This window comes from Salipiger sp. ABF4_146, assembly GCF_056161345.1.
On sequence record NZ_JBSWYX010000024.1, the window covers coordinates 43,497 to 65,160 of the forward strand.

Consider the following 21,664-nt stretch of genomic DNA (forward strand, 5'->3'; position numbering starts at 1 on the left):
CAAGTTGAACGGAATTTCTGGTAACTTTGATAAGCCAGGGGCTACTGTTTCATCTTCGCTGCAGGTACTGCATTTGACGCGGTGTTGGGTCCAATGTTTTTTGGCGAGGCGTTTACGGCGCAAGTGTTTTCAAATGCGCACCCGTGGGATGGCAGAGCGGAGTCGTTACCTTCGGCAAGCTGCGCCTTTGGAGCTGTCTAAAGCGCTAGACCAAAAGTCCGTTCTCTGCGCATTGCTGCGGCTGCTCGCAACCAACGCTGCATGCGCAGCGAACGTCAGAAACTGACCGCAAGCCCCAGAGCGTAGCCCTCGAGATTTTCACCTTTGGTGTACCGGAAGACTGCGCGGGCGGTGGTAACCCAAGGGATTTTGGTCTCCGAAACATCTATTTCGGCGCCGAGTCCGACCTGCGCGATCCATGGGGAATTGAAGATCTCTTCCTGATCGCCGCCATAGTGACCTAGTGAGAATTCCCCAACAGCGCGAATTGGCCGACCAAACGCGGTCTCGCGCGTGGGGATCCGAAGCCGGGACCAGAGCGCCGTCGTGATGGCCTCGGCACTGCCCACCACGTCCCTGTCGCCCCAGATCGGCTCGAGGTAAAGGTAATTCTGGCGAAGGGTCACATCGACTTCCCAGTCGTTCTCCCACCTGCGGTTGTAGTCGAGCACCAGAGCGGTTCCGAGTCCTCCCGCCGTCAGGTTGGCGTCCAACAGGAAGTTCACATCCTTGTCGAGCTTCTTGCCGACATAGAATGCGCCGAGCGTGGCGTCGCTCGCAATGGTGCCGAGTGCAACCATAAGCAGCGGCCGGAGCGCAAGCGTTTCGGTCAGCTTGAAATCCCAGCCGATCGCGCCTGACGCTGCGAAGCTGTTCCAATTCACCGGAAGCCTGCGCTGTTCAGCTCCAGAGGACGCAATGAAGACTGGATCATATCGGTTCCAACCCAGATGGCCCTCCAAATAGAGAGGAGTTTCATCGCTGAAGGTGAAGCCGCCGCCAAGCTGTCCGGCCCGGAAGTCCACGCCCCTGTCAGGCCGTCTGCCGGTGTCCAGAGTAAGAGTGCTTGCGGTTTCGCTGGGCACGGCGGCGAGCCCGAGGAGCGCAAGGGCACCCGAGGCGCGGCTTTCGATCGACCCGCCAACAAGGTCGACGACGGCCTGTGCGTGCGCCGCGCGGGGGCTGAACGCGATTCCGGAAACTACCATCAAGGCCCACGCATTGATCAACCGCCCTGATCGCAATGCCAATCCTCCACACGAGCCTGCCGGCCCCCTTGTCACTCGGGCTGGTACGCAGGTACCAACTTGCGGAAAGCATGATGTGATGCAGGCAACCGGTGAATTAACTTTCGACGATGGAATGAAAATCTCATCCGGCATGATGTTGCTCGGCGCCTCATTTCGCCATGATCTCAAGTATTGGGTCTCAAAGGCGAACGTTACCTTCCGGAGAGTGTGGTGATCAAAACCGGTAGGGGAATTAGGCAGCGTATGCTATGGTCACCTTGAGCGCGGTCGATCCAGAGGATGGCGGGACGGAGCTAGCCTTGCCATCGGAAAAACATCCTTGGATGTGTTTATCTTGATCGTACCGCGCTCGCCACGCTTTGGTACCAGTTCGCACTGCCAGAACGGGTCGTCCTCGGGCGCCGGCCGAGCCGGTGCTCTGTTTCCTCAGAGCTTGATGAGCAGGTTGCGCTCTTGGGAAGCTTTCCGGGAACTCGGCTCGGAGCCGGACAGAGGGTTTGGCCTCCAGATGCTTCCGATGCGCTGAATAAGACCCGCGCTTCTTGATGGATCCTTTCATTTAAGGCGTGATCGTTTTGACCACTGGCCCGCGCCATTTAGCCTAGTAATTTGCGCTCTTTTTTGTCGTATTGACTGTGAGAAATGCACCGTTAAGTTGTTTTCTTGGAGACGCCACTCACGGATCCAAAAGACAGCGGGGCGCAGCTAAGGTTTTGCTGCGCCTCGAGCCCGCCCCTCCAAGCCAGTCTATCAATCGATGCATTTGGCATCGCCGCGACCAATCCGCAGATTTCAACCACGGGTGAAATCTGCGGATTGGTCGCGCATCATATGGTGATGCTTCACGTGGTGAATTTCGGGACTGAAATTCCAACCTCTAGTCACCGCTCGCGCAGCGCTTCGGCTCGGGCCTTGCGCAACGGTTTCAGCAGGTAGTCGAGCACAGTTCGTTCGCCCGTCAGGATATCAACAGAGGCAACCATGCCCGGCTTGATCTCAAGGGTCTGACTGCCGTGGCTCAATGTCGACGTCGGGGTCTCGACGATCACCGGGAAGTAGATTTCTCCGGTCGTTTCGTCGGTCATCGAGTCGGCTCCGATGCGCGAAACGGTCCCGTCGAGGGCACCGTAGATTGTGAAGTCGAAGGAGGTGAGCTTGACTCGTGCTTCGAGGCCCGGCCGCACGAAGGCGACATCTTCGGGACGTAAACGTGCTTCAACTTGAAGAGTATCGTCAGCCGGAACAATCCGCAGCACTTCCTCGTCGGGTTTGATAACCTCGTCGACGGTATTGACGTTAAGCTCGGCAACGATGCCATCCACCGGCGCACGAAGGTTCGAGCGAGCAACGGCATCTGACGCGCGGCGAATGGATTCGTCGATAACCTCGAGTTGGTTCCGGGTTTCTGCCCGCTCGGCAGTGACCTCGGCGCGGTGGTTCAGCGCAGCCTCTTCAAGGCGCGCTTCGCCCTCGCGCAGGGCTGCACGGGCCTGCAAGAGGGCGACTGTTTGCTCGTCGCGCGCCTGAAGCAGCCCGGATTTTTCGCGTTCGAGCGGAAGCATCTGTGCCCGCGGGACGACGCCGGAGCTGGTCTTGAGATCGATCTCCTCGGCCAGAAGTGCGAGCCCTTCGGCATTGCGCTCAATGGCGGATTGCAGCTTACTGATTTCCTGGGTCGCCTGATCCACCTGTGCTTGCAAAACGGCACGCTGGCCCAAGTAGGCGGCACGCCTACTGGCAAGCAGCGCGGTTTCGCGCAAGGCAAGCGCAGAGCCCGGATCGAGCCCGGAGAGGCCAAAGTCGAGCTCCTCGACGCCGCGCGCTTCGGACTCGAGCATGAGGCTGCGAGCGACAAGCGCATTGCGCTGTGCCTGAAGCTCGCCGAGGCTTGAGGAACTTGCGGTGTCGTCGATCCGCACTAGGATGTCGCCCCGCGTGACCTTACTCCCCTCGGCGACATGGATTTCTCGCACGATACCGCCCTCTAGGCTTTCAACGACCCGCGCCCGACCTGATGGCACGACACGTCCGGGTGCGCGAGCGACCTCTTCGATATGGGCGAAGGCTGCCCATGCGAGCCCGCAGCCTGCCAGGACAAGGATAAGCAGCAGCGCGAAGGTCAGCACGCGGGAGGGACGATGCAGGCGCGCCGCCGCAGCCCCGGGGGCGAAGTCGTGGAGTTGCCAGCTCCGGTCCGTACTCATGACTGCGCCCTGCCTGCAAGTCTGTCCAAAACCGCCCTATTGGGTCCATCCTGAACGAGCTTGCCCTGATCGAGGACGATCAGTCTGTCGGTCAGCTCAAGAAGTCCCATGCGGTGGGTCGAGACGATGAGGGTCATCGGGCAGCGGTCCAGTAAAGTTCTCAGGCGCTCAACGAAAAGCTGTTCGCTGGCCTGATCCATGGCAGAGGTCGGCTCGTCCAGAACAAGGATCTTGGGGCGCATCAGCAGCGCACGCGCCAGCGCGACCAACTGGCGCTGACCCCCCGAAAGGTTGCTGCCGCGCTCGGAGATACGCATGGCGTAGCCATCTGGGTGTTGCGCTGCAATTCGATCCGCACCGGCCTCGCGGGCGGCGCGCAGTATATCCTTATCGCGCGCGCCCGGCACCCCGAAGGCAATGTTCTCAGCCAGCGTTCCCGAAAACAAAACGGCGTCCTGGGGAACCAATTGGATCATGGATCGAACCTGGGCGCTGTCGATTTGCTGCAAGTTGATGCCGCCAAGGCAAACGAGTCCTTCCGTCGGGCGATAGAGCCCTGACAGCAGGCGCACGAGACTGCTTTTGCCGGCGCCGACGGGCCCAAGCACGCCGATACGCGCGCCGTCCGGAATTTCCAGCGTGATGGCGTCGAGCGCGTCCAGCGGCGCCGCCGGATACCGCAGAGTGGCGGCCTCAAGCGTCAGCGCGCCAAGCAGATTTGTGGCATTTACCGTGGACAGGCGCGGCAAGGCATCAGACTCGAGGCACATAAGCGTGTCGAGGCTACGCAGGGTTGACATGGCGTAGCTGCCGCGCAGGAACAGGCTGGAGAGGGCGCCACTGGGCGCGAGTGCTCGGCCCGAAAGGATCACCGCTGCAATCACCACCCCCATGGTGATATGCCCTTCGAGCGCCATGTAGACCCCGATAATGACGATGCCAATGGATGAGCATTGCTGCAAAAAGGCGGTTGAAGTGGTTGCGAACGTTGCGAGCGACGTGCTGCCTTCCTGTGCCGTAGCGCTTTCCATGACCTGGCGTTCCCACCGGCTCTGCATGCGGCCGTGACCGGAAGTTGCCTTGAGTGTCTCGAGAGCTGTAATGGCTTCGACGGCCACGGCGTTCTTGACGCCGCTGCTGTGCCGCACCCGGTTGGCGGCACGGCGCAATGGGATGAGGATCGCAAGGCCAATAAGCAGCGTGGCGGCAAGGGCGATTGCTGGCGGCAGCACAAGCGGGCCACCGATGTAAAAGATGACGACCAAGAAAAGCAGGCTGAACACCAGGTCGGTGAGCGAGGCAACTGTTTGCGATCCGAAGAAGTCGCGAACCTGCTCGAAATCCTTCAGCGCGTTCATCAGCGCGCCGGAGGACCGGTCCATCGCTTCGAGCCGTAGCCCCGATATGTGGCGGAACAGAGCTGCAGAGACCGTCAGGTCGAGCCGCCTGCCGGCTGCATCCACGATGCCCGCGCGCAACCATTTCAGACCGGCATCGAGGAGGAGCGCGACCGCTACCCCCGCCACCAGCGACCATAGCGTCGTGAGCGCCGCGTTCGGAAAAACGCGATCATAGACGTTCATCGTAAAGAGCGGCACCGCAAGCGCAAGGAGGTTAACTGCGCCGGAGGCCAGGACAACCTGAAGATAATCGGGCCAGTTCGCCCGAGCTGCGCTCCAGAACCAGTGCCGCGCCGCCGGCTCCTCCACTTCAGAGGGGTGAGAGGTCACACCGCTCACACGCAGCAAAAGTGCGTGCCCGAAATATGCCTCCTGCAATTCGGTAAGCGCAATGGGCTGCGTCTGCGCGCCTCGACTGGGCCAGAACACCAGGGCGCGCCCATCTTCGTGCCGCCCCAGCAATAGACAGGCCTCGCGCGATGCCAGGAAAAGGACGGCTGGCAGCACCTCTTTCGGCAGGGCGTCGAGGTTTTTCCGGCGGACTATCATCGCGTCGAACCCTTGCGTGTCCGCCGCTCGCAGCGCCAATTCCGGCGTCAGTGCTCCATCGGGCGGAAGCGGCAGTCCGCTGCGCAGTGTTTCCATCGAGATATCTCGCCCGAACAGACGCATCGCTTCGAGCAGGCAGGCCGCGAGCGGATCACTCTCGGGCCGGGGGAAATGCCATTCCGGTAGGGCGCTTCCGGTTGGCTTCGATTGCGCGACCTTTGGGGCAATACGAAGCCGTGGTCCGCTGGCCTGGGAGGTTTCAGCTGGTTCTGACATGCCCCTTTCCTAGCCTCCCTTTGAGAATCATCTGCCGAGGGACTTGCGCCAATCGCTGAACGATTGCGCGTCGAAGCGGTCTTGGGTCTCTGCGGCGGCGACCGGTGGTGCGCCGACCTGGTCGCGGGCATAGGGCTTGGCGTCTTCGGGAGGCTCGATGTCAAGCGTTGTCAGCAGGACCCCTGAGGCGGCGAGCACGCGATAGTCGATGTAGGTGCTGAGCGAGCGCGCATTAATGAGCTCGGCCTGGGCGCGCACATAGGCGTTCTGGGTATTCAGCACGTCCAGAAGGGACCGCGCGCCGATACCGAACTCGGTTTCGTAGGTCTCGCGAAGGTCTCGCAACTCTTTGACCCGCGAACTCAGCACTGCCACGCGCTTGCGCACCTGCTCTCTGGCGTTCCAGCTCTGCCGCATCTCACGTTCGACAAGCCGGGTTTGCGACAGCAGACGTGCGCGGCTTTCGTTCACACGGCGGGCGTTTGCTTCCCGTTCCGAGCGGTTGGACGTGCCTTGAAATTCGTAGTTGAAGCGCAAACCCACGGAGAGATCGTTGACGTCGCCCTCGACGCCGTCGACATCCTCGCCATAGCGACCGCCGACAACCAGATCGAGGGACGGGAAGCGGTTGCTTTGCGCGCGTCGCGAAAGGGCTTCGGATGCCCCGACGTCTGCCTGCGAAAAGCGGATGGTTGGATTCCGAGCACGCGCTGTTGCGAGAGCACGATCAAAAGACGGCGCGACGGCGCCCGCAACCGAAGGCACCGAACTCAAACTGTTCGGCTCGACGCCGACCACCTCGATGAAGAATGCTTCGGTGTCTGCGAGGTCGAGTTCAAACTCAAGCAGGATGTCCTCGGCGGTCAGCAAGCGCTCCTCGCCTTGCAACAGATCGCTGGGACTGACGACGTCGTTGTCAAAAGCGCGCTGAAGGCGAGCCACGGCTTCGCGGTGGTAGGCAAGGTTGGACTGCGCGACGCTGACTTGCTCGCGCATCCGCAGCACATCGGCGTAGAGCCGAGTCGCTTCGAGCCCCAGAAACTCCGAACGTTCGAGCACCCGCAGGGCCGCCGCATCCACTCGGTAAGCCTGGTGCTCGATCTCGGACCGCGTCCAATAGCCGTCGAAAAGCCGCTGCGAGACCTCGGCATTGAGCTCGTAGCCATCGACGTAATCGCCGGTGCCGCTGCTGTTTTCGCCTAGGTCGCGACTGCTGCCGGCCCATCCATTGAGTGAGAATTTCGGCGCTCGAAACGAGCGGGCTTGCCCGAGATCAAATTCGCGCGCTTGCTTGTTATATTCGGCGGCCTGAATATCTGGATTGCTCTCCAGAACATAGACGATTGCTTGCCGGACATCGAAAGCCTGCGCATGAGATGTAAGAGACAACAGAGTAATCAGGCTGAACGCCATAGATCGGTTACGCACGGTCTCGAACCTTCCCGTTAAAATAGTCAGGAACAGGCTGACCCGGAAAAATCCCACAAATCAACCGCTGCGCGCGCAACTGCGTGTTTATTTGCGCTCAACCGAGAAGAGAGTTGCAAAATAGTATACGCTGCGACAGGCTGCCGAGGTATTCCACTGAAGTGTAAGCCATGAGCATCAGAACATATTTCCTGAGCCTCCTTGTCTGTGTTGTCACTGCACTGCCTTTGCGGGCGCAGGAACTCGGCACAGTCAATTTCAACTTTGATTCTTCCGTCCTCGACGTCTCGGCCCGTGAGGAAATACAAGTTATTGCCGATAGGCTGCTGTCGACCCCAAGCTACAAACCCACCGTTGTGGTCGGCTTTACCGATGCGGTGGGCAGCCAAGGCTATAACCAAGAGTTGGGGCTTGCTCGCGCACGCACCGTGAGAGATGCCTTGATCGCGGAAGGCGTTCCCGTATCCCGGATCGGGACGGTGGCGAGCCGCGGGAAGAGCGAGTTACTGGTCGCCGTCGCCGGTCCTGAGAGACGCAACCGCCGGGTCACCGTTACACTCGACGATATCTTTGCGGCTTGCAGAAGTTGGCGGGATCTTGGCCTGACGCAGGCGTCAGTCGGCACTGAACTTGAGCAGGACCTGCGGTCGCGTTTGGCAGAAGCCGTGGGAGCCTATCAGCAGCTCGGGCAAGCAGGGATCAACGGGCCAGCCTACCAAATGGCGGGAGCCGCCCGAGAGGACTGTGGCACTGCGGTAGGCTTCGCCAAAGACGCGGTACGCAAGGTCGAGTATGCGCAGCGGTGCTTCTGCAATTACGCCAGGATGAAGGTGGCTTTGCAAGCAAACTGAGGATTGTACCGCGCACCGGAGTCCGGAGGCGCGTTCATACCCGCGGATGTGTGAGAACAAGGCTCAAGCAAAAAGTTGGGCAGTAACGTTCGCGGGCTGTACTTGGCACCTGAAGGATCGTGGTGCCAGCCAGTCACGAGGAGCGACTGCATGGCCGATGGAAATCTTTCTTCGCAACTCGCGCAATTGGTGCCGGCGACGTCTGTTGCTGATCTTAGACGCGTGCTCGAGGCTGGGAGCGCGGGCGAGATCGTCGATGGCGTGACTTTCATCGATACGGAAGGTCAATCTAGAATCGATCTGCCTGGCGTCGTTGAAGTTGCGCAAGTGCTGGTCTTGGAAGATGCGGTGATTCTGGTCCTGACCGATGGCGATTTAATCGTCCTTCTCGAGGCCACCGCACATGAATTTACTCTTTTCGGAAATGATCGGAGCATCGGCTCTGAGGACCTTCTAAAAATAGCGATCCCCGCTGAGTCGTGGAATGGACTGAGCCATGCCGAGCCGCAGGACACTGAGGCTCCTTCCGGAAGCGGACCCGAAGTCCCTGTACGCATTCTCGATCCACTTGTTGGACTAGAGATCAATCCGCTCCTGCTGCCGGTCTCTTATCCTGAGCCTGAGCGTTTCGAAGACCACTATGGCGGTCGCGAAGGTCCGAGGGGCTTCGAGATTGTCCCCCTCGAGACGTCGGACGTTCGGCTCGCCGAGACCGATGACCCGGTGTCCTTCAGGCTGGGGGACTATTTCACGCTGACCTCCGAGGTCGGGAATGGCGACACAAGCGCGGCTGTCGTGAGTGTCAGAATCGCTGACCTGCCGGTCGGCACGAGCGCCAGCTTCGGCACGTTCACGCTGGCGGAGAACGGGCTGCTCGTCTTCGAGGCGACCGGATCGGCCGCGCAGGTCGGCGCGATCCTGATCACGTTACCGGCGGATTTCTCAACAGACAGCCGCTCGGACTTCGAGGCGGGCGCGCTTCCGGGAACGGTCCATGTCACCTCGCGCTTTGGCGACGATGTCAGCTCTGACTTCACCATCGGGCTTTCGGTCGAAGGCGACGTCGCGATGGATGGGCCGGGGGTGCTGGAGCTGGCCGAGACTGATGGCCCGGTCGATTTTCGCCCCATCGACGCGTTGGTGCCGGGAGCGACTGACGCTGATGGTTCGGAAAGCGTCACCACCGTGTCGTTGGAGCTCATCGGCCTGCCCGCGGGGACGCTGATTTCGAGAGACGGCGGCGTGTCCTTCTCAGTGTTGGCGGAGCCTTTTTCATTCTCAGGGTCGCCGCAGGATTACGCGCAACTGGTAGTGAGACTTCCGACGGATTTCTCAACCGCGAACCCGGCGACCGAAATCATCGGAACTGTCACGGCACGCACGGATGAGGGAGGTGTGGTCACCGGCGATTTTGACGTAACCCTTGCCTATGAGCTCGACGTTGATCTCTCAGCGCCGGCTCTGATCGAAGCCGAAGAGGACAGCTGGGGCGGTGATGAATCCGGTGTGCGTCTTGCACTGGGGATCAGCGTTTCGGCCACCGATATGGACGGGTCAGAAGACAGCACCGTCGTCGAGATCCAATACTCGGGTGTGCCGCCATTCGCCCATTTCAGTGGTGGCAGTTTCGACGCAAACAGCGGCCTTTGGGCCGGGACCATGGCCGAGGCGAATGCGCTCGTCCTGACGCTCCCCGGCGACTACTCGGGGACGATCACTTCGGTCATTCGAGCTCTCGGCCCGGAAGGGTCAACCGAGACCGGGCAAACGATCCGCATCTCCCCAACGGGAGACGTTGATTTTGACGTCAATGAGCTGGTGGCCGCAGAGGCCGACGCGCCAGTGGTCGTGATCCCGTCCTCGGCATGGAAGGTGTCGGTTTCGGATGACGATCCTGGGGAGCCTTCGGAATCCCTTCAGAGCGTGACCTTCACACTCGAAGGGCTGCCGCCGGGCGTGATCATGGCAGGAGTTCCGGCCGGTGCTATCAGCTACGACACCCTGACGGGTGGCACGCTAACCTTTTCAGGAACGGCCGAACAATACGCCTCTTTGACCCTTACCTTCCCCGCAGATTATTCCACCGAGAGCCCGCTCTCTGGAGCAAGTGGCGCACTGACAGGCACGATCAGCGCCACCTCGAGCGAAGACTCGACCGGCGAGCAGAATGTTCCAATATCGCTTCGGATCACCCTCGAAGGCGATCTCGTTATCCGAGAGTTGCCTGATACGGTTGCGGATGAGACAGACGAGCCGACCCGGGTGTCCCCCTCTGAGCTTATGCTTCCCCAGATCACTGACCTCGACGGTTCCGAAAGCCTTGTGGGTGCCGTGCTTGTCATCGAAGGCTTGCCAGGAGGATCGACCCTCGCATCGCTCGGCCTTGCGTTGCCAACAGGCGCGCAATCTCTACTCGACACCCTGCCGAATGGAACCGTCACCGCATACGTCTTGCTGACGCAGGCACAAGTCGGCGATGTTGTGCAAGCCTATTCTGCCCTTGAATTTGAGCTGCCGGCGGACTTCTCGACGGAAAACCGCAGCGATCTCTCGGCTGGAACCTCGCTGCCGCTGACACTGAGGCTCATTGGCCTGACTGATGAAGAGGCGGACCTGCGGATTGAGACCGCCGATGACGGGTTCGCGATTGCGGAGCGCGTGGTGGACATCGCAGCGGAAGCGGATCTCACGCTCGATGCGCCAGAGTTCGTTAACGGAATCGAAGACGACCGCGCGGGCGACGGGACAGGTGTCGAGGTCGCTCTGGGCATAGACATCGCGGCAAACGATATCGATGGTTCGGAAGACGACATCACGGTGACGATCCGCTTCGAGACCTTGCCCGCAGGGACGGTGTTTCTGAACGGTAGCACCGACCTGACGGACCGGTACGATCCGGCAACAGGGATCTGGCAGGGCAGTGAGGCAGAGGCGGAGGCCCTCAGCCTCCGACTCCCGGGCGACTACTCGGGCACGGTGTCTCTGGAAATCGAGGCGCGTAGCCCGGAAGGCGCGGTGCTGGGCGACCAGGTCATCGAGATCACGCCCGCTCCGGACATCGATTTCGGCATCGAAGACGCGGCGCTCTCCGAGACCGACCGGCCGGTGCGCCTGAGCCCTTCGGACGTCTGGCGGGTCGAGATCAGCGACTTCGACACGAACTTACCACGCGAAGAGCTTCAGACCATCACTCTGACGCTGGAGGACATGCCACCGGGCGTCACGGTGCTGAACGTGCCGACCGACACGTTCACCTACGATGTGGTATCTGGCGGGGCATTGGTCTTCACGGGTACGGCAGCGCAGTACACCGAGCTCGCGTTCGTCTTTCCGGCTGATTTCTCCACCGAGAGCCGGGGACCGGGGCAGGGCACAGAAGGTCCCATCACCGGCACACTCTCGGCGGTATCGACCGAATGCGCTGCCACGGCCGGCACCCCCCTTAGTCTGACGGTGACGCCGGAAGGGGACGTGCGGATCGACAGCACCAAGCCCTTTGTGGCACCTGTCGAGACGGATGAGGTGACGGTCATCCGCGCCGGGGATGTCATCGAAGCCTTTACGTCCGATGCCGACGGCTCGGAATCTCTGGAGCAGCTTGTCCTGACCATCGAGGGGTTGCCGGCGACGGACCAGAGCGGCGCTCCACTCGATCCGCTTCCTCCGGTAGATGGCTCTTATCTTTTGCTGGACGATGGTGGTGGGGTAGCGGAGTTCAAGCTTGCCGCCGATGGCACGGTCACAATGACACTCACGCTCGACGCGGCCAGTGTCGGCGACGTAGCGGCCGCCTACAATCAGATCAGCTTCACACTCCCCCAAGATTTCTCCACGGCCAACAGGAGCGACTTTGCCAGCGCTGATGGTGGGACATCCCTGCCGCTGACGTTCCGGCTGTCGGCACGCACCGACGAGGACCAGGATCCCGGCACGGATAGGCTGGGCGATGGCGAGATGACTCGTCAGCGAAGCATCGAGATTGGCTATGAGCTCGACGTGGATCTGAGCGTCGCGCAGAGCGCAATTGCCGTGCAGGAGGATGGCGACGGTGCCGATGGCGGCGGGGTGACAATCGATCTCGGGATCAGTGTCACTGCCACCGATCTGGACGGGTCAGAGGACAGCACGACCGTCGAGATTCAATTTGGGGGGCTGCCCCCGGGAGCGAGCTTCACGCAGGGCAGTTACGATCCGTCAACCGGCGTATGGAGCGGGAGCATGACTGAGGCTGAAGTGGTCAGCCTGCTGCTTCCGGGAGACTTTTCGACAGAGGTGGACGCGCCGATCACTGCGACCGTTCGGGCAGTCAGCCCCGAAGGGAGCGTCGAAACCGGGCTCTCGATCACTGTGACCCCAACTGGTGACATCGATTTTGACGTAACGGAGCTGATTGCAGCGGAAACCGATGCCGCGGTGATCCTGCGCCCAGCCGACGCCTGGCAGGCGAGCATTTCCGACGCTGACGGCAGCGAGGTCATCGATAACGTTACGCTCACCTTGTCGGACCTTCCTGCGGACATGCAGATCGCAACGCCACTCGGCGGTACGGTGTCCTACGATGAGACTGTCGGAGGAGGGTTCACCTTTCAGGGCACATACGCGCAGTATGCCGCCCTCACACTCGGGTTCCCGGCAGACTACTCGACCCAGAGTCCGCTGCCTGGAGGTCCGATCACGGGCACTCTGAGCGTTGCCTCGAACGAGGACAGTCTTGGGAAGACCGAAAATGTGACGCTCACGATTTCGCCGGAAGGGGATGTCGGGATCGACAGTAGCATGGCCTTCACCGATCGTCTCGAAGACGATGACACACCCATCCGGCCCGCCGATCTGCTATCCCCGGTTGCGACTGATGCGGATGGATCCGAGGCGCTCCAGACGCTGGTCCTCGTCGTCCAGGGCCTGCCAGCGACTGATCCGGCCGGCGCTCCACTCATCGATCCGATCGACCCCAGCTATCTGCAGCTTTCGGTCGACCCAGGCGCGGTTGTCGCGTTCACGAGGGCCGCCGACGGCTCAGTGACCATGACGATCACGCTCGAAGAAGGACCGGTCGCGGACATCGCGGCGGCCTATGAGAGCATCTCCTTCATGCTTCCCGAGGATTTCTCGACCGAAAACCGTATCGACACTGGCGCGGTGCCGCCTGATGCAAGCCTTCCCCTCACATTCCGGCTCTCGGCGCAGACCGACGAGGATATCGCTGCTGGCGCCGCCGCCGGTCCCGATGCCGATCCCGGCGACGGCTGGGGCCAGGCGGAGCGCGTTCTCCACGTCTCCGCACAGGAAGATATCGACCTTGTTGCACCGGGGACGATCACTGCCGAAGAGGACGAGGGCCTGCCGGATGCCTCCGGTGGGGTGACCGTCGATCTCGAGATCGATCTCTCGATCGACGACGCAGACGGATCGGAAACGGATGATCCGAACAGCGCATTTGCACCGACCGTTCGGGTTCTGTTCCTGGGATTGCCGGATGGCAGTACGTTCAACGTAGGTGATTTCAACCCGGCTACGTCCCTCTGGTCGGGAACGGTCACGCAGGTCAACGACCTATCGGTCAACTTGCCGGGCAATTACAATGGCAGCTTCGGAACGGTCATCATTGCGCAGACGCCCGAGGGAACAGAAATTGCGCGGCAAACTGTCGAGATCACACCAACCCCTGATGTTATCGGCGGCGTGATCATATCCCGCGAAACCGATGATATCCTGCAGGTCCGGATCGGGGACAGTCTGGATATCGACAGTGCGGATGGCGGCAATCCCGCGGCGACCGGGATCACCTCCGTGACGATCACCAACCTGCCCTACGATGGCGCTGATCCCGCGGGCAACTTCCAGCTTCTGCAGGGCGGAACTCCGGTCGGAACGCTTGCCCCTAATGGCACCTTTACGTGGACACCGGGCGCACCACTGACAGTCGCCGAGGCCGAAGACCTCGTCATGGTTTTCCCTCGCGACTACTCGACAGAGAGCCCTGCGACGTCCCCTGTCGCGACGTTTGGCGTTGAGCCGACATCCGAGGATGCGGTGGTCGTGCCGATCACTGTCGAGGCTGAGGGAGATGTTGCCGTCCCGAACGGGACAATCGCGCTTGCGGAGACCGACGGGTCAGTTACCTTTCGGCCGGCGGATGAGGTTGTGCCGGTGGCGACGGACGTCGATGGCTCGGAGAGCGTCACGCGCATAACCGTCGTCTTCAACACCCTTCCAGAAGGCATGCGCATCTCGCTCGATGGCGGGACAAGTTTCAATGTTGCAAGCTCCGACACGCTGGTGCTGACAGGCGACGCGGGCCAGACGGCCTTGGAGCAATACGAAGAGCTCGTCATTGAATTGCCGCAGGATTTCTCTACGGAAAACCCGGCGACGGAGTTTTTCGCGCTGATCGGCGCAAGCACCGACGAGTCTGGCTTTGCGCTTGGCAGGCTGGATGTCACGGTCGCCGCCGAAGAGGACCTTGTGCTCACCGGCAATGGCGCGATCGTCCAGACCGAGAACGACGTCCCCGGGGATCGGGACGAAGACGCGTCATCTCAAGCCCCGCGCGATGTTCTGCTGAGCGATGCCTGGGACGCGTCCGTCAGCGATATCGACGCCTCGGAAGCGGTCGACAGCATTGTTCTCACGCTCTCGAACCTGCCAGATGGCGCGCTGATCTCCACGGACGGCGGCCTGAGTTTTGTCGCCCTCGCGGGCAGTGACTACAGCGGAACCTTTGCGACGCTTGAGGAATATCGTTCGCTGATGCTGCGCCTGCCCGATGACTTTTCGACCGAGAGCCGGGAGGCGGGGCAGGGAACGAACGGTCCGATCACCGGCACCGTGACCTTCAGCACAGACGAGGGGGGACTGCAGGGCGAGCCTATCGCGATCACGGTTGCGCCAGAAGCCGACGTGGTGATTGAGGCTGCGGACATCACCCAGCAGGAAGACTACGTAGGGGCGTCCCCCGTGGGGCAGGGGCAGAGCATCGCCCTCAGTCTCGATGTGGAGATCACCGACATTGATGGCTCGGAAACCCTGCAGCTGATCGACGTCAGCTTCTCGGGTCTTCCGGCAGACGGCACAGTGATCAGCGACGGCAGCACCAACTTTGCACTGGCCGGACCTAATGACCAAATCCCGGGCTTGACCCCCGCGCAGCTTCAGGCGCTCACGCTCACCGGACTTCCCCCGCATTTTTCCGGGATCATCGAGGTCACCGTATCGGTGCAGACGAATGAAGGCGGCGCCACCACCGAGACATTTGCCGTCAACATCGAGCCGGTCGCGGAACCCGTGATCGATATCTCCGTCGACCTCGCCTCACCGGAGGTGACGCAGGATACAAGCGGGGCATATGTCGTCAAGGAAGACACCCAGTTTGCGCTGCGTATTGCGGCCTCGACGCCGGATACGGATGGGTCGGAAGACCTGACCCAGATTGTCGTTGAGAACATCCCTGCGGGCTGGCTGCCGAGTGGCGACATTCCCTTGGACCTGCTCAGCGGTGACACGACCAGCATCACCTCGGCAAATCTCTCCGGCACGACGCTGACCCTGTCCCTAGCCTCTGGGACGACCAGTTTTGACGGCGCGATCCTCGTCACGCCCTTGGCGAATGACGACACCGACGTGGACGGGCTGGCGGCACTCGGCGCTGATCTTGTTGCGACGGTTGCCGCCCGGGATGTGGCCAGCGGGCTGACGACCGACACCGCCAGTGCCTCGGATGGGGTCGATGTCGATGTCGATGCGGTCGTCGACCCGATCACCAATGCATCCGGCGACAGCTCGGCGCAGGAGAACACCGCGGGGGAGCGGATCGTCTCGCTGAATTTGAACAGTATCGGCCTCACCGACACCGATGGCTCCGAAGCCTTCACGTCGCTCTCATTCGATCTTTCGGTCGCGACGGCCTCGGATGATTTCGACGTCTCCCGTGACCTTGGCGTGGCCTTTTCCGATCCGGCCTTCGCAGGGTATCTCGACATCTCGCTGACGCCGCTTACGGACACGACCGCGACGGTTGCCATTTTGCCCGCGGCTGGTGTTACGACCGCGCAGTTCACCGAGGCCCTCACGGGGCTGTCAGTCACGTTCCCGAAGCATTTCAGCGGGGTGATGAGCCTTGATGGCACATTGGAATGGGCTGAACTCAACCTCTCGGGGCAGGAGTATGACCTCGGAGACAACGCCGCGCAGCAGCAATTCAGTATCACCCAGACCGTCGCTCCGGTTGCGGAAGCGGTGCTCAACGCGGCGGCCTTCGTTCTTCGCGCTGGTGAGGTCGGCAGCGGATCGGCTCAGATGATTTCTGGCAGCGCCGACGGCGGATCGGTCACCGTTGCCGACGTCCTGACCCTGCTGGAAAGTACCGACGATGGATCCAGCCCCGCGGGCGAAAGCAACCCCGCTGACGGGCAGGTCCAGCTCTTCGTCGCGGTCGAAGCCGCGACTCCAGACATCGACGGCTCTGAGGAGCTTGAAACGCTCTTCATCCACAACATCCCGACCGATTGGATTGCGGATCATGTCGGAAGCGGCGGCGACGTGGATCGTGGAGCGTTCATCGGAACTGATGGCACGTCACCACTCGGCGATGCCGAGTGGGCCAAGGTTGAAAGTGCGATTTACGACGACGTTGCAGGTACGTTGACTCTCAGTTTCGTGCCGGACGTTACCGAATTCAATGCCTCGCTTGAGCTGTTGCCCAGCCTGTATGAAGATTATGACGTGGATCGGAGTGATGGCGACCCATACTCGGCGACAGGTGCATTCTTCGGGGAAGACCTGATAATCGAGTTGACTTCACGCGACACGAACGCATCCGACGATGACGCCCAGGGCGCTGACGTCACGCTCGATGTGAATGTCGATCCAGTGAACAACTTTGCGATCATCTCGTTCCCGATCGTGGGCAACGAACAGGAGATCGACGACGCGGGCGGGGTGTTTGCCTTCGAGATCGTGCCCGAACTTGGTGATCAGGACGGCTCAGAGCAGATCACAGCGCTGGTCCTGCGCAACGTGCCCAGCTTCATGACGGTTTATGTTCCAGACACCGAGAACCCCACTGGTCCGAAGGTGCCCGGACTCATCACTTCGCTCAACAGCCCGCCCGGCTACAATACTTGGAGCCTCGAGGCCAATTACGACACCGGTGTAATACAGTGGTCCGACGTCGAGATCCGCGGCATTCCCACCCATTTCGCGGGGGATGTCGCAGCATCCGTGGATGTGGTGACGACAGAAGACGATGGCACCACCCGCGTTACAAACTCCTCGGTTTCAATCCGAGTTGAGCCGGTGGCGGATGGCGGCGATCCATCTGAAGCTGCCGAGACGCGCGAAGACACTGCTGTGCAGGTGGTCATCGACGGGAACATCATCGACAACTCCGGCAACTCGCCCCGCTCTCCGGAGGCGATCTACAATGTCATTCGGCTTGAGAACATCCCGGTCGACTCCTTCGGCCGGAGTCCTAGGTTCTTCGATGGAGACCCCGCAGCGGGGGGAACCGAACTTTCTCCGACAGCCGGGCAATTGCTGCTGACACCGGCAGAGGCGCAGAACCTCTGGGTTCTGCCGGGGCAGGACAGCAACGAGACGCTGCAGTTCGACGTGACCATTGTCTACTATGAAACCATCGAGCCGACCGAGACGCTTCAAGCGACAGGCACGGTCACCATCAGTGTTCAGGGCATCGCCGACGTGCCGATCGTCGAAGTGCAGATGTCCGACCCTGCCGATCCCTCGAACCCGACGATTGCCGAAGCAGAAGTGGACGAGAGCTATAGGGCAGGTGACGGCTACCGCTATGAGCTGATCTACGGATATGCGGGCTACGCAAACTCGGTGTTCAGGCTCGAGCAGACCCTTTCCGAGGCAGCAGTGCGTAACGGCTATGGCAATGTATCGGCTGGCAGCGAATTTGATGCCGCGGCGCCGCTTGCCGGCCAGATGACCGAGATCACCGACGCGTCGGGCAACTATGACGGCTCCGAGACGATTTACTATTTCATCACCGGTGTGCAGCCCGGCACACTCTTCGTCGGCGGGACGCCGGTAGATGAGACAGGCGAGACTTACCTGGTTCCAGGCGATCGGCTCGCTGAGCTCGAGTTTGTCTCCGGCTCGGTAACCGAGGTGACTTACCACGAGATGCAACTGCATGCGATCGTGCTTGAGGACGATCAGGAGATCGGCACATTGCCGGGGGCAGACGCGTATGCGAACCTCACATATCTGGACAGTCTTCCCGGCGGCGCTGTCGTCACCACCGATTTCACGATCGTCGTCCTGCCTGTCTCGGGCGGTGAAGACCTGCCGTGTGGGGACAATCAGAAGCTGCCAACCCCGACCCTGTCTTTGGTTGGCAGCGGGGATGAAGACACCGAAATTGCGCTCAAGATTAAAATGGAGGCCGTGCCTGGCTTTTACGACAGCATCGATGATCTGGTGAACTTGCCGAACGGCGTGGTTGGCAGCTTCACGTTGGCCATCGACATGCCCCCAGGAGCTACGCTCAGCAGCGATCCTTCCGGTGCCGTCTTTATCGACCCGGCATCGGGGAAATGGGTGGTCGATCTCGGCAAGCTGGGCGTTGATCCAGGCGACCCGACGATGACCGCAGGGAGCATCTTGTTCACGCCCCCGGAACACCAATCGAGTCCGGAGAACCCGTTTGATCCCGACGAGACGCTGGGCGCTGACGATCCCTACGACAGCCTCGATCAGCTGACGTTCTCGACCGAGCTGATCAATGTGAACTGTCGAACCACCCAGTCGACGACGGGCGCTTTCGACATCAATATCACGCCCATCGCGGATGGTCCCGATATCAGTCTGACAGGCGCCGCGGCGTTCGACGAAGACACCGCCTATGAACTCGGGATCGAAATCACAGAGATAGACGGCGGTGAGCGACTTGTCGGTGATATTCAGGTTCGCCTGATCGGCGGCGGGACCGAAGGCGCGCGACTGTTCCTCGAGGAGGGCACGGAGGTCGACGCTTCGGACGGCGTGTTTTACGTCGCACCGGAGGATCTCGAAGGGCTCTACCTAACGGCAACAGAGCATTTTGGCGGCGACAGCATGCAGATCCGGGTCGCCGCAACCACCGAGGACATCAACGGCTCCACCAAGACAAACGCGGTAAACCGCTCCGTCCTTATCAACGCAGTCGCAGATATTCCGGTGTTCACGCTGGAAGATACCGTGCTCGATCCCGACACGGGCCTGCCATATCTTGATGTCGGCCAGTCGGTCCCCGTGCTCACGATCATCGAGGATATCCCGTTTCTGCCCTTTGAGATCGTGCAGCCGCAAACGCCGGATCAGGACGGGTCGGAGACGACGTCGATCGTCCTCGATCTCAGCAATGCGGCAGGCCTGACAGTGACCGGACCAAGTGGCAGCGGGTTCATCGACAACGGTGACGGGACGTACACGATCTCGCAAACTGCCTACTCCGACGTCTATTTCTCACTCGATCCGGACCACGCGAGGACGCCAGACAGTATCAACGGCATTCCTGCCGAGTTTCCGGTGACCATCACCGTCCAGACGCTTGAGCTTTCGAACGCCGATACCAATTCGGCGAGCAGAGACTTCATTGTGCGCGTTCGCCCCGACGCCGACATACCGGGGCTCGACGGTCAGATTGCGCCGGAAACCGGCGTCGAGGACGAGGGGCAGAGCTATCGTATCACGCTTGGCGGCACGACCCCGGATCTGCACGAGCAAATGGAGTTCCGGATCACCTTGCCGGTGGATGAGAACGGCACCCCACTTGGCGAAATCCTGCTCGATGGCGCTTCGCAGGAGCCTGAAGACGGCGTGGTGACCATTCCGGCAGCCGGCGCCGGCGGGCCGGGGGTGGTCCTTCTGCCTGACGGGATCGTCACCTATGCGCCTCCTGCGGATTTTGGGGGTAACGTCGCGCTTTCCGTGGTCGCTGTGAGCATCGACTCGACCGAGACCGGCGCGATCTATCTCGACACCGAGCAATCCGCGCCACTGCAACTCGAGCTGTCGATTGAACCTGCACCCGACCTTCAAGTGACCGTCGACACCCCGTCGGTGCAACTTCAGGAAACGGATGCTGCACTTGTATATGTCCCGACCAACGACGTCACCATCGAGGTCACGGATCTGGATGGCTCGGAAGAAGTTAATGGTGTCACTTACACGCTCACCGGCGTCCCCGACGGAACAAACTGGACGAGCGGTGCGCGTATGGCATCTGCGACCGGCGGCAGACTTGCATTCGAAGGGAGCCTTGCGGAGTTCCAGACGCTCGAAATCAGCTTCCCTACCAATTTCGCCAGCAATGGGACGCCGATCACCGGCACGATCTCGGTCACGACCAATGAAGGTGGCAGCGAGGCGGGCAGTTTCGAGATAACGGTGAACGGGGAATTGGACCTAGAGGTTACTGCTCAGAATACCATCCCGATTGCCGAAACCGGTGCAGCGGTCGTCGTTGAGTTTGGTATCGAGGCCGAGATCCTACCAGACCCGATATCAAACACATGGGAGACGATTGAAGAAGTTGTCGTGGCCTTCGGACGCACCTTGCCGGCAGGCGTGAGCGCGTCTGCGGGCACCTTCAATGCTGCGCGCGATACGCTGACCTATACGCGCGGCACCACAGATACAGCGACGTTTGCGGCGATGGTCGCAGCGCTTTCCGTAACTTTGCCTGCAGGCACGGCGACGGCGCTTGACGGGCTGATCACGGTCTCCACAAACCACGGATCGTCCGTGCCACAAAGCTTCGAGGTCGAGCTGAACTCGGCACCGGTTCCGGGGCCCGAGCAGAGTTTCGATATTTTCGGACAGACAGGCTACACGATTGCGGCCACGGACCTTCTGACCGGAACATCAGACGCAGAAGGCGACCGTTTCGCACTCTCCAACCCTACAAGCGATGATCCGGATGTCAGCCTGTCGCTGAACGCTGAGGGCGATATCGAGGTCAGTGTCCCGGCCGGGTATGCCGGCTCTCCGGTGTTGCGCTTCGACATCGTGGATGACGGCACACCCAGCGCCTCTGGGTCAGCCAGCGCGGTACTCAACATCGATACACTGCAAATGGTCGCCACAGGCAGCTCGGATGCGGACGGTCGCGACATCCTGTCGGAGGTCACGGGGCAGAGCGGGGGAACAGACAGCGCAAAGGGGACCAATGGCGATGACGCAGTGATCGTGGACTTGGCGCGCCCCTATACCGACATCGCAGGCTTCACCCTTTTGAGCGGTGACGACCTGATCGATCTGAGCGGGGCAACGACCGGATTCGCAGTGGACGGCGGAACGGGAAACGATGTCCTTATCGGGTCCTCCTTCGCAGACACCCTGTCCGGTGGGCTCGGGGCAGATACACTCACCGGAGGTACGGGAGCAGATGTGTTCTCGCTCAGCGACCTGACGGTCGCCGACGTCATCACCGACTATACGCAGGGCGAAGACACGATCGATCTGTCGATCCTGGTGCGTTTGGGCGTCGCGGAAGATGTTGCGGACCGCGTGGACTACGACGCCACCACAGGCGGGCTGGAGGTCGATGGAACCACAGTTGCGCAGATCAACGCGCCGGGAGGCGGGATTCCATCCAGTGTCGAGATCATTTTCGAGGACGCCGCCGGTCAACAGCAAAGCGCCGCCATTTGACGAAGCTTCCTGGTAACCACCTCGATGGCCGAGGACTTCTAGAA

General features: G+C 61.1%; 6 protein-coding genes. 2 read left to right on the top strand and 4 right to left on the bottom strand.

Annotated features, from left to right (window positions below; all coding sequences use genetic code 11):
- Positions 1-275 precede the first annotated feature (275 nt).
- The 4 genes from ACXAJT_RS23535 to ACXAJT_RS23550 form a co-directional block, all read right to left on the bottom strand.
- Positions 276-1,229: a hypothetical protein gene (locus ACXAJT_RS23535; protein ID WP_475239976.1), complete on the bottom strand. Its 954-nt coding sequence runs from the start codon at positions 1,227-1,229 to the stop codon at positions 276-278.
- 902 nt (positions 1,230-2,131) lie between these two features.
- Entirely contained in the window at positions 2,132-3,454 is a 1,323-nt protein-coding gene (locus ACXAJT_RS23540) for an HlyD family type I secretion periplasmic adaptor subunit (RefSeq protein WP_475239979.1), read from the bottom strand.
- Positions 3,451-5,679, bottom strand: coding sequence for a type I secretion system permease/ATPase (locus ACXAJT_RS23545; RefSeq protein ID WP_475239982.1), 2,229 nt, complete (start codon positions 5,677-5,679; stop codon positions 3,451-3,453). The genes ACXAJT_RS23540 and ACXAJT_RS23545 overlap by 4 nt, the downstream gene beginning before the upstream one ends.
- Before the next feature lie 27 nt (positions 5,680-5,706).
- Positions 5,707-7,092: a TolC family protein gene (locus tag ACXAJT_RS23550; protein ID WP_475239985.1), complete on the bottom strand. Its 1,386-nt coding sequence runs from the start codon at positions 7,090-7,092 to the stop codon at positions 5,707-5,709.
- 185 nt (positions 7,093-7,277) lie between these two features.
- Between ACXAJT_RS23550 and ACXAJT_RS23555 the strand changes: the two genes are divergently transcribed.
- Together ACXAJT_RS23555 and ACXAJT_RS23560 are read left to right on the top strand one after the other, a co-directional pair.
- Positions 7,278-7,958: an OmpA family protein gene (locus ACXAJT_RS23555; protein ID WP_475239988.1), complete on the top strand. Its 681-nt coding sequence runs from the start codon at positions 7,278-7,280 to the stop codon at positions 7,956-7,958.
- 150 nt (positions 7,959-8,108) lie between these two features.
- Positions 8,109-21,620 (top strand): hypothetical protein, encoded by a 13,512-nt coding sequence (locus ACXAJT_RS23560; protein ID WP_475239991.1) that lies wholly within the window; start codon positions 8,109-8,111, stop codon positions 21,618-21,620.
- Positions 21,621-21,664: the final 44 nt, after the last annotated feature.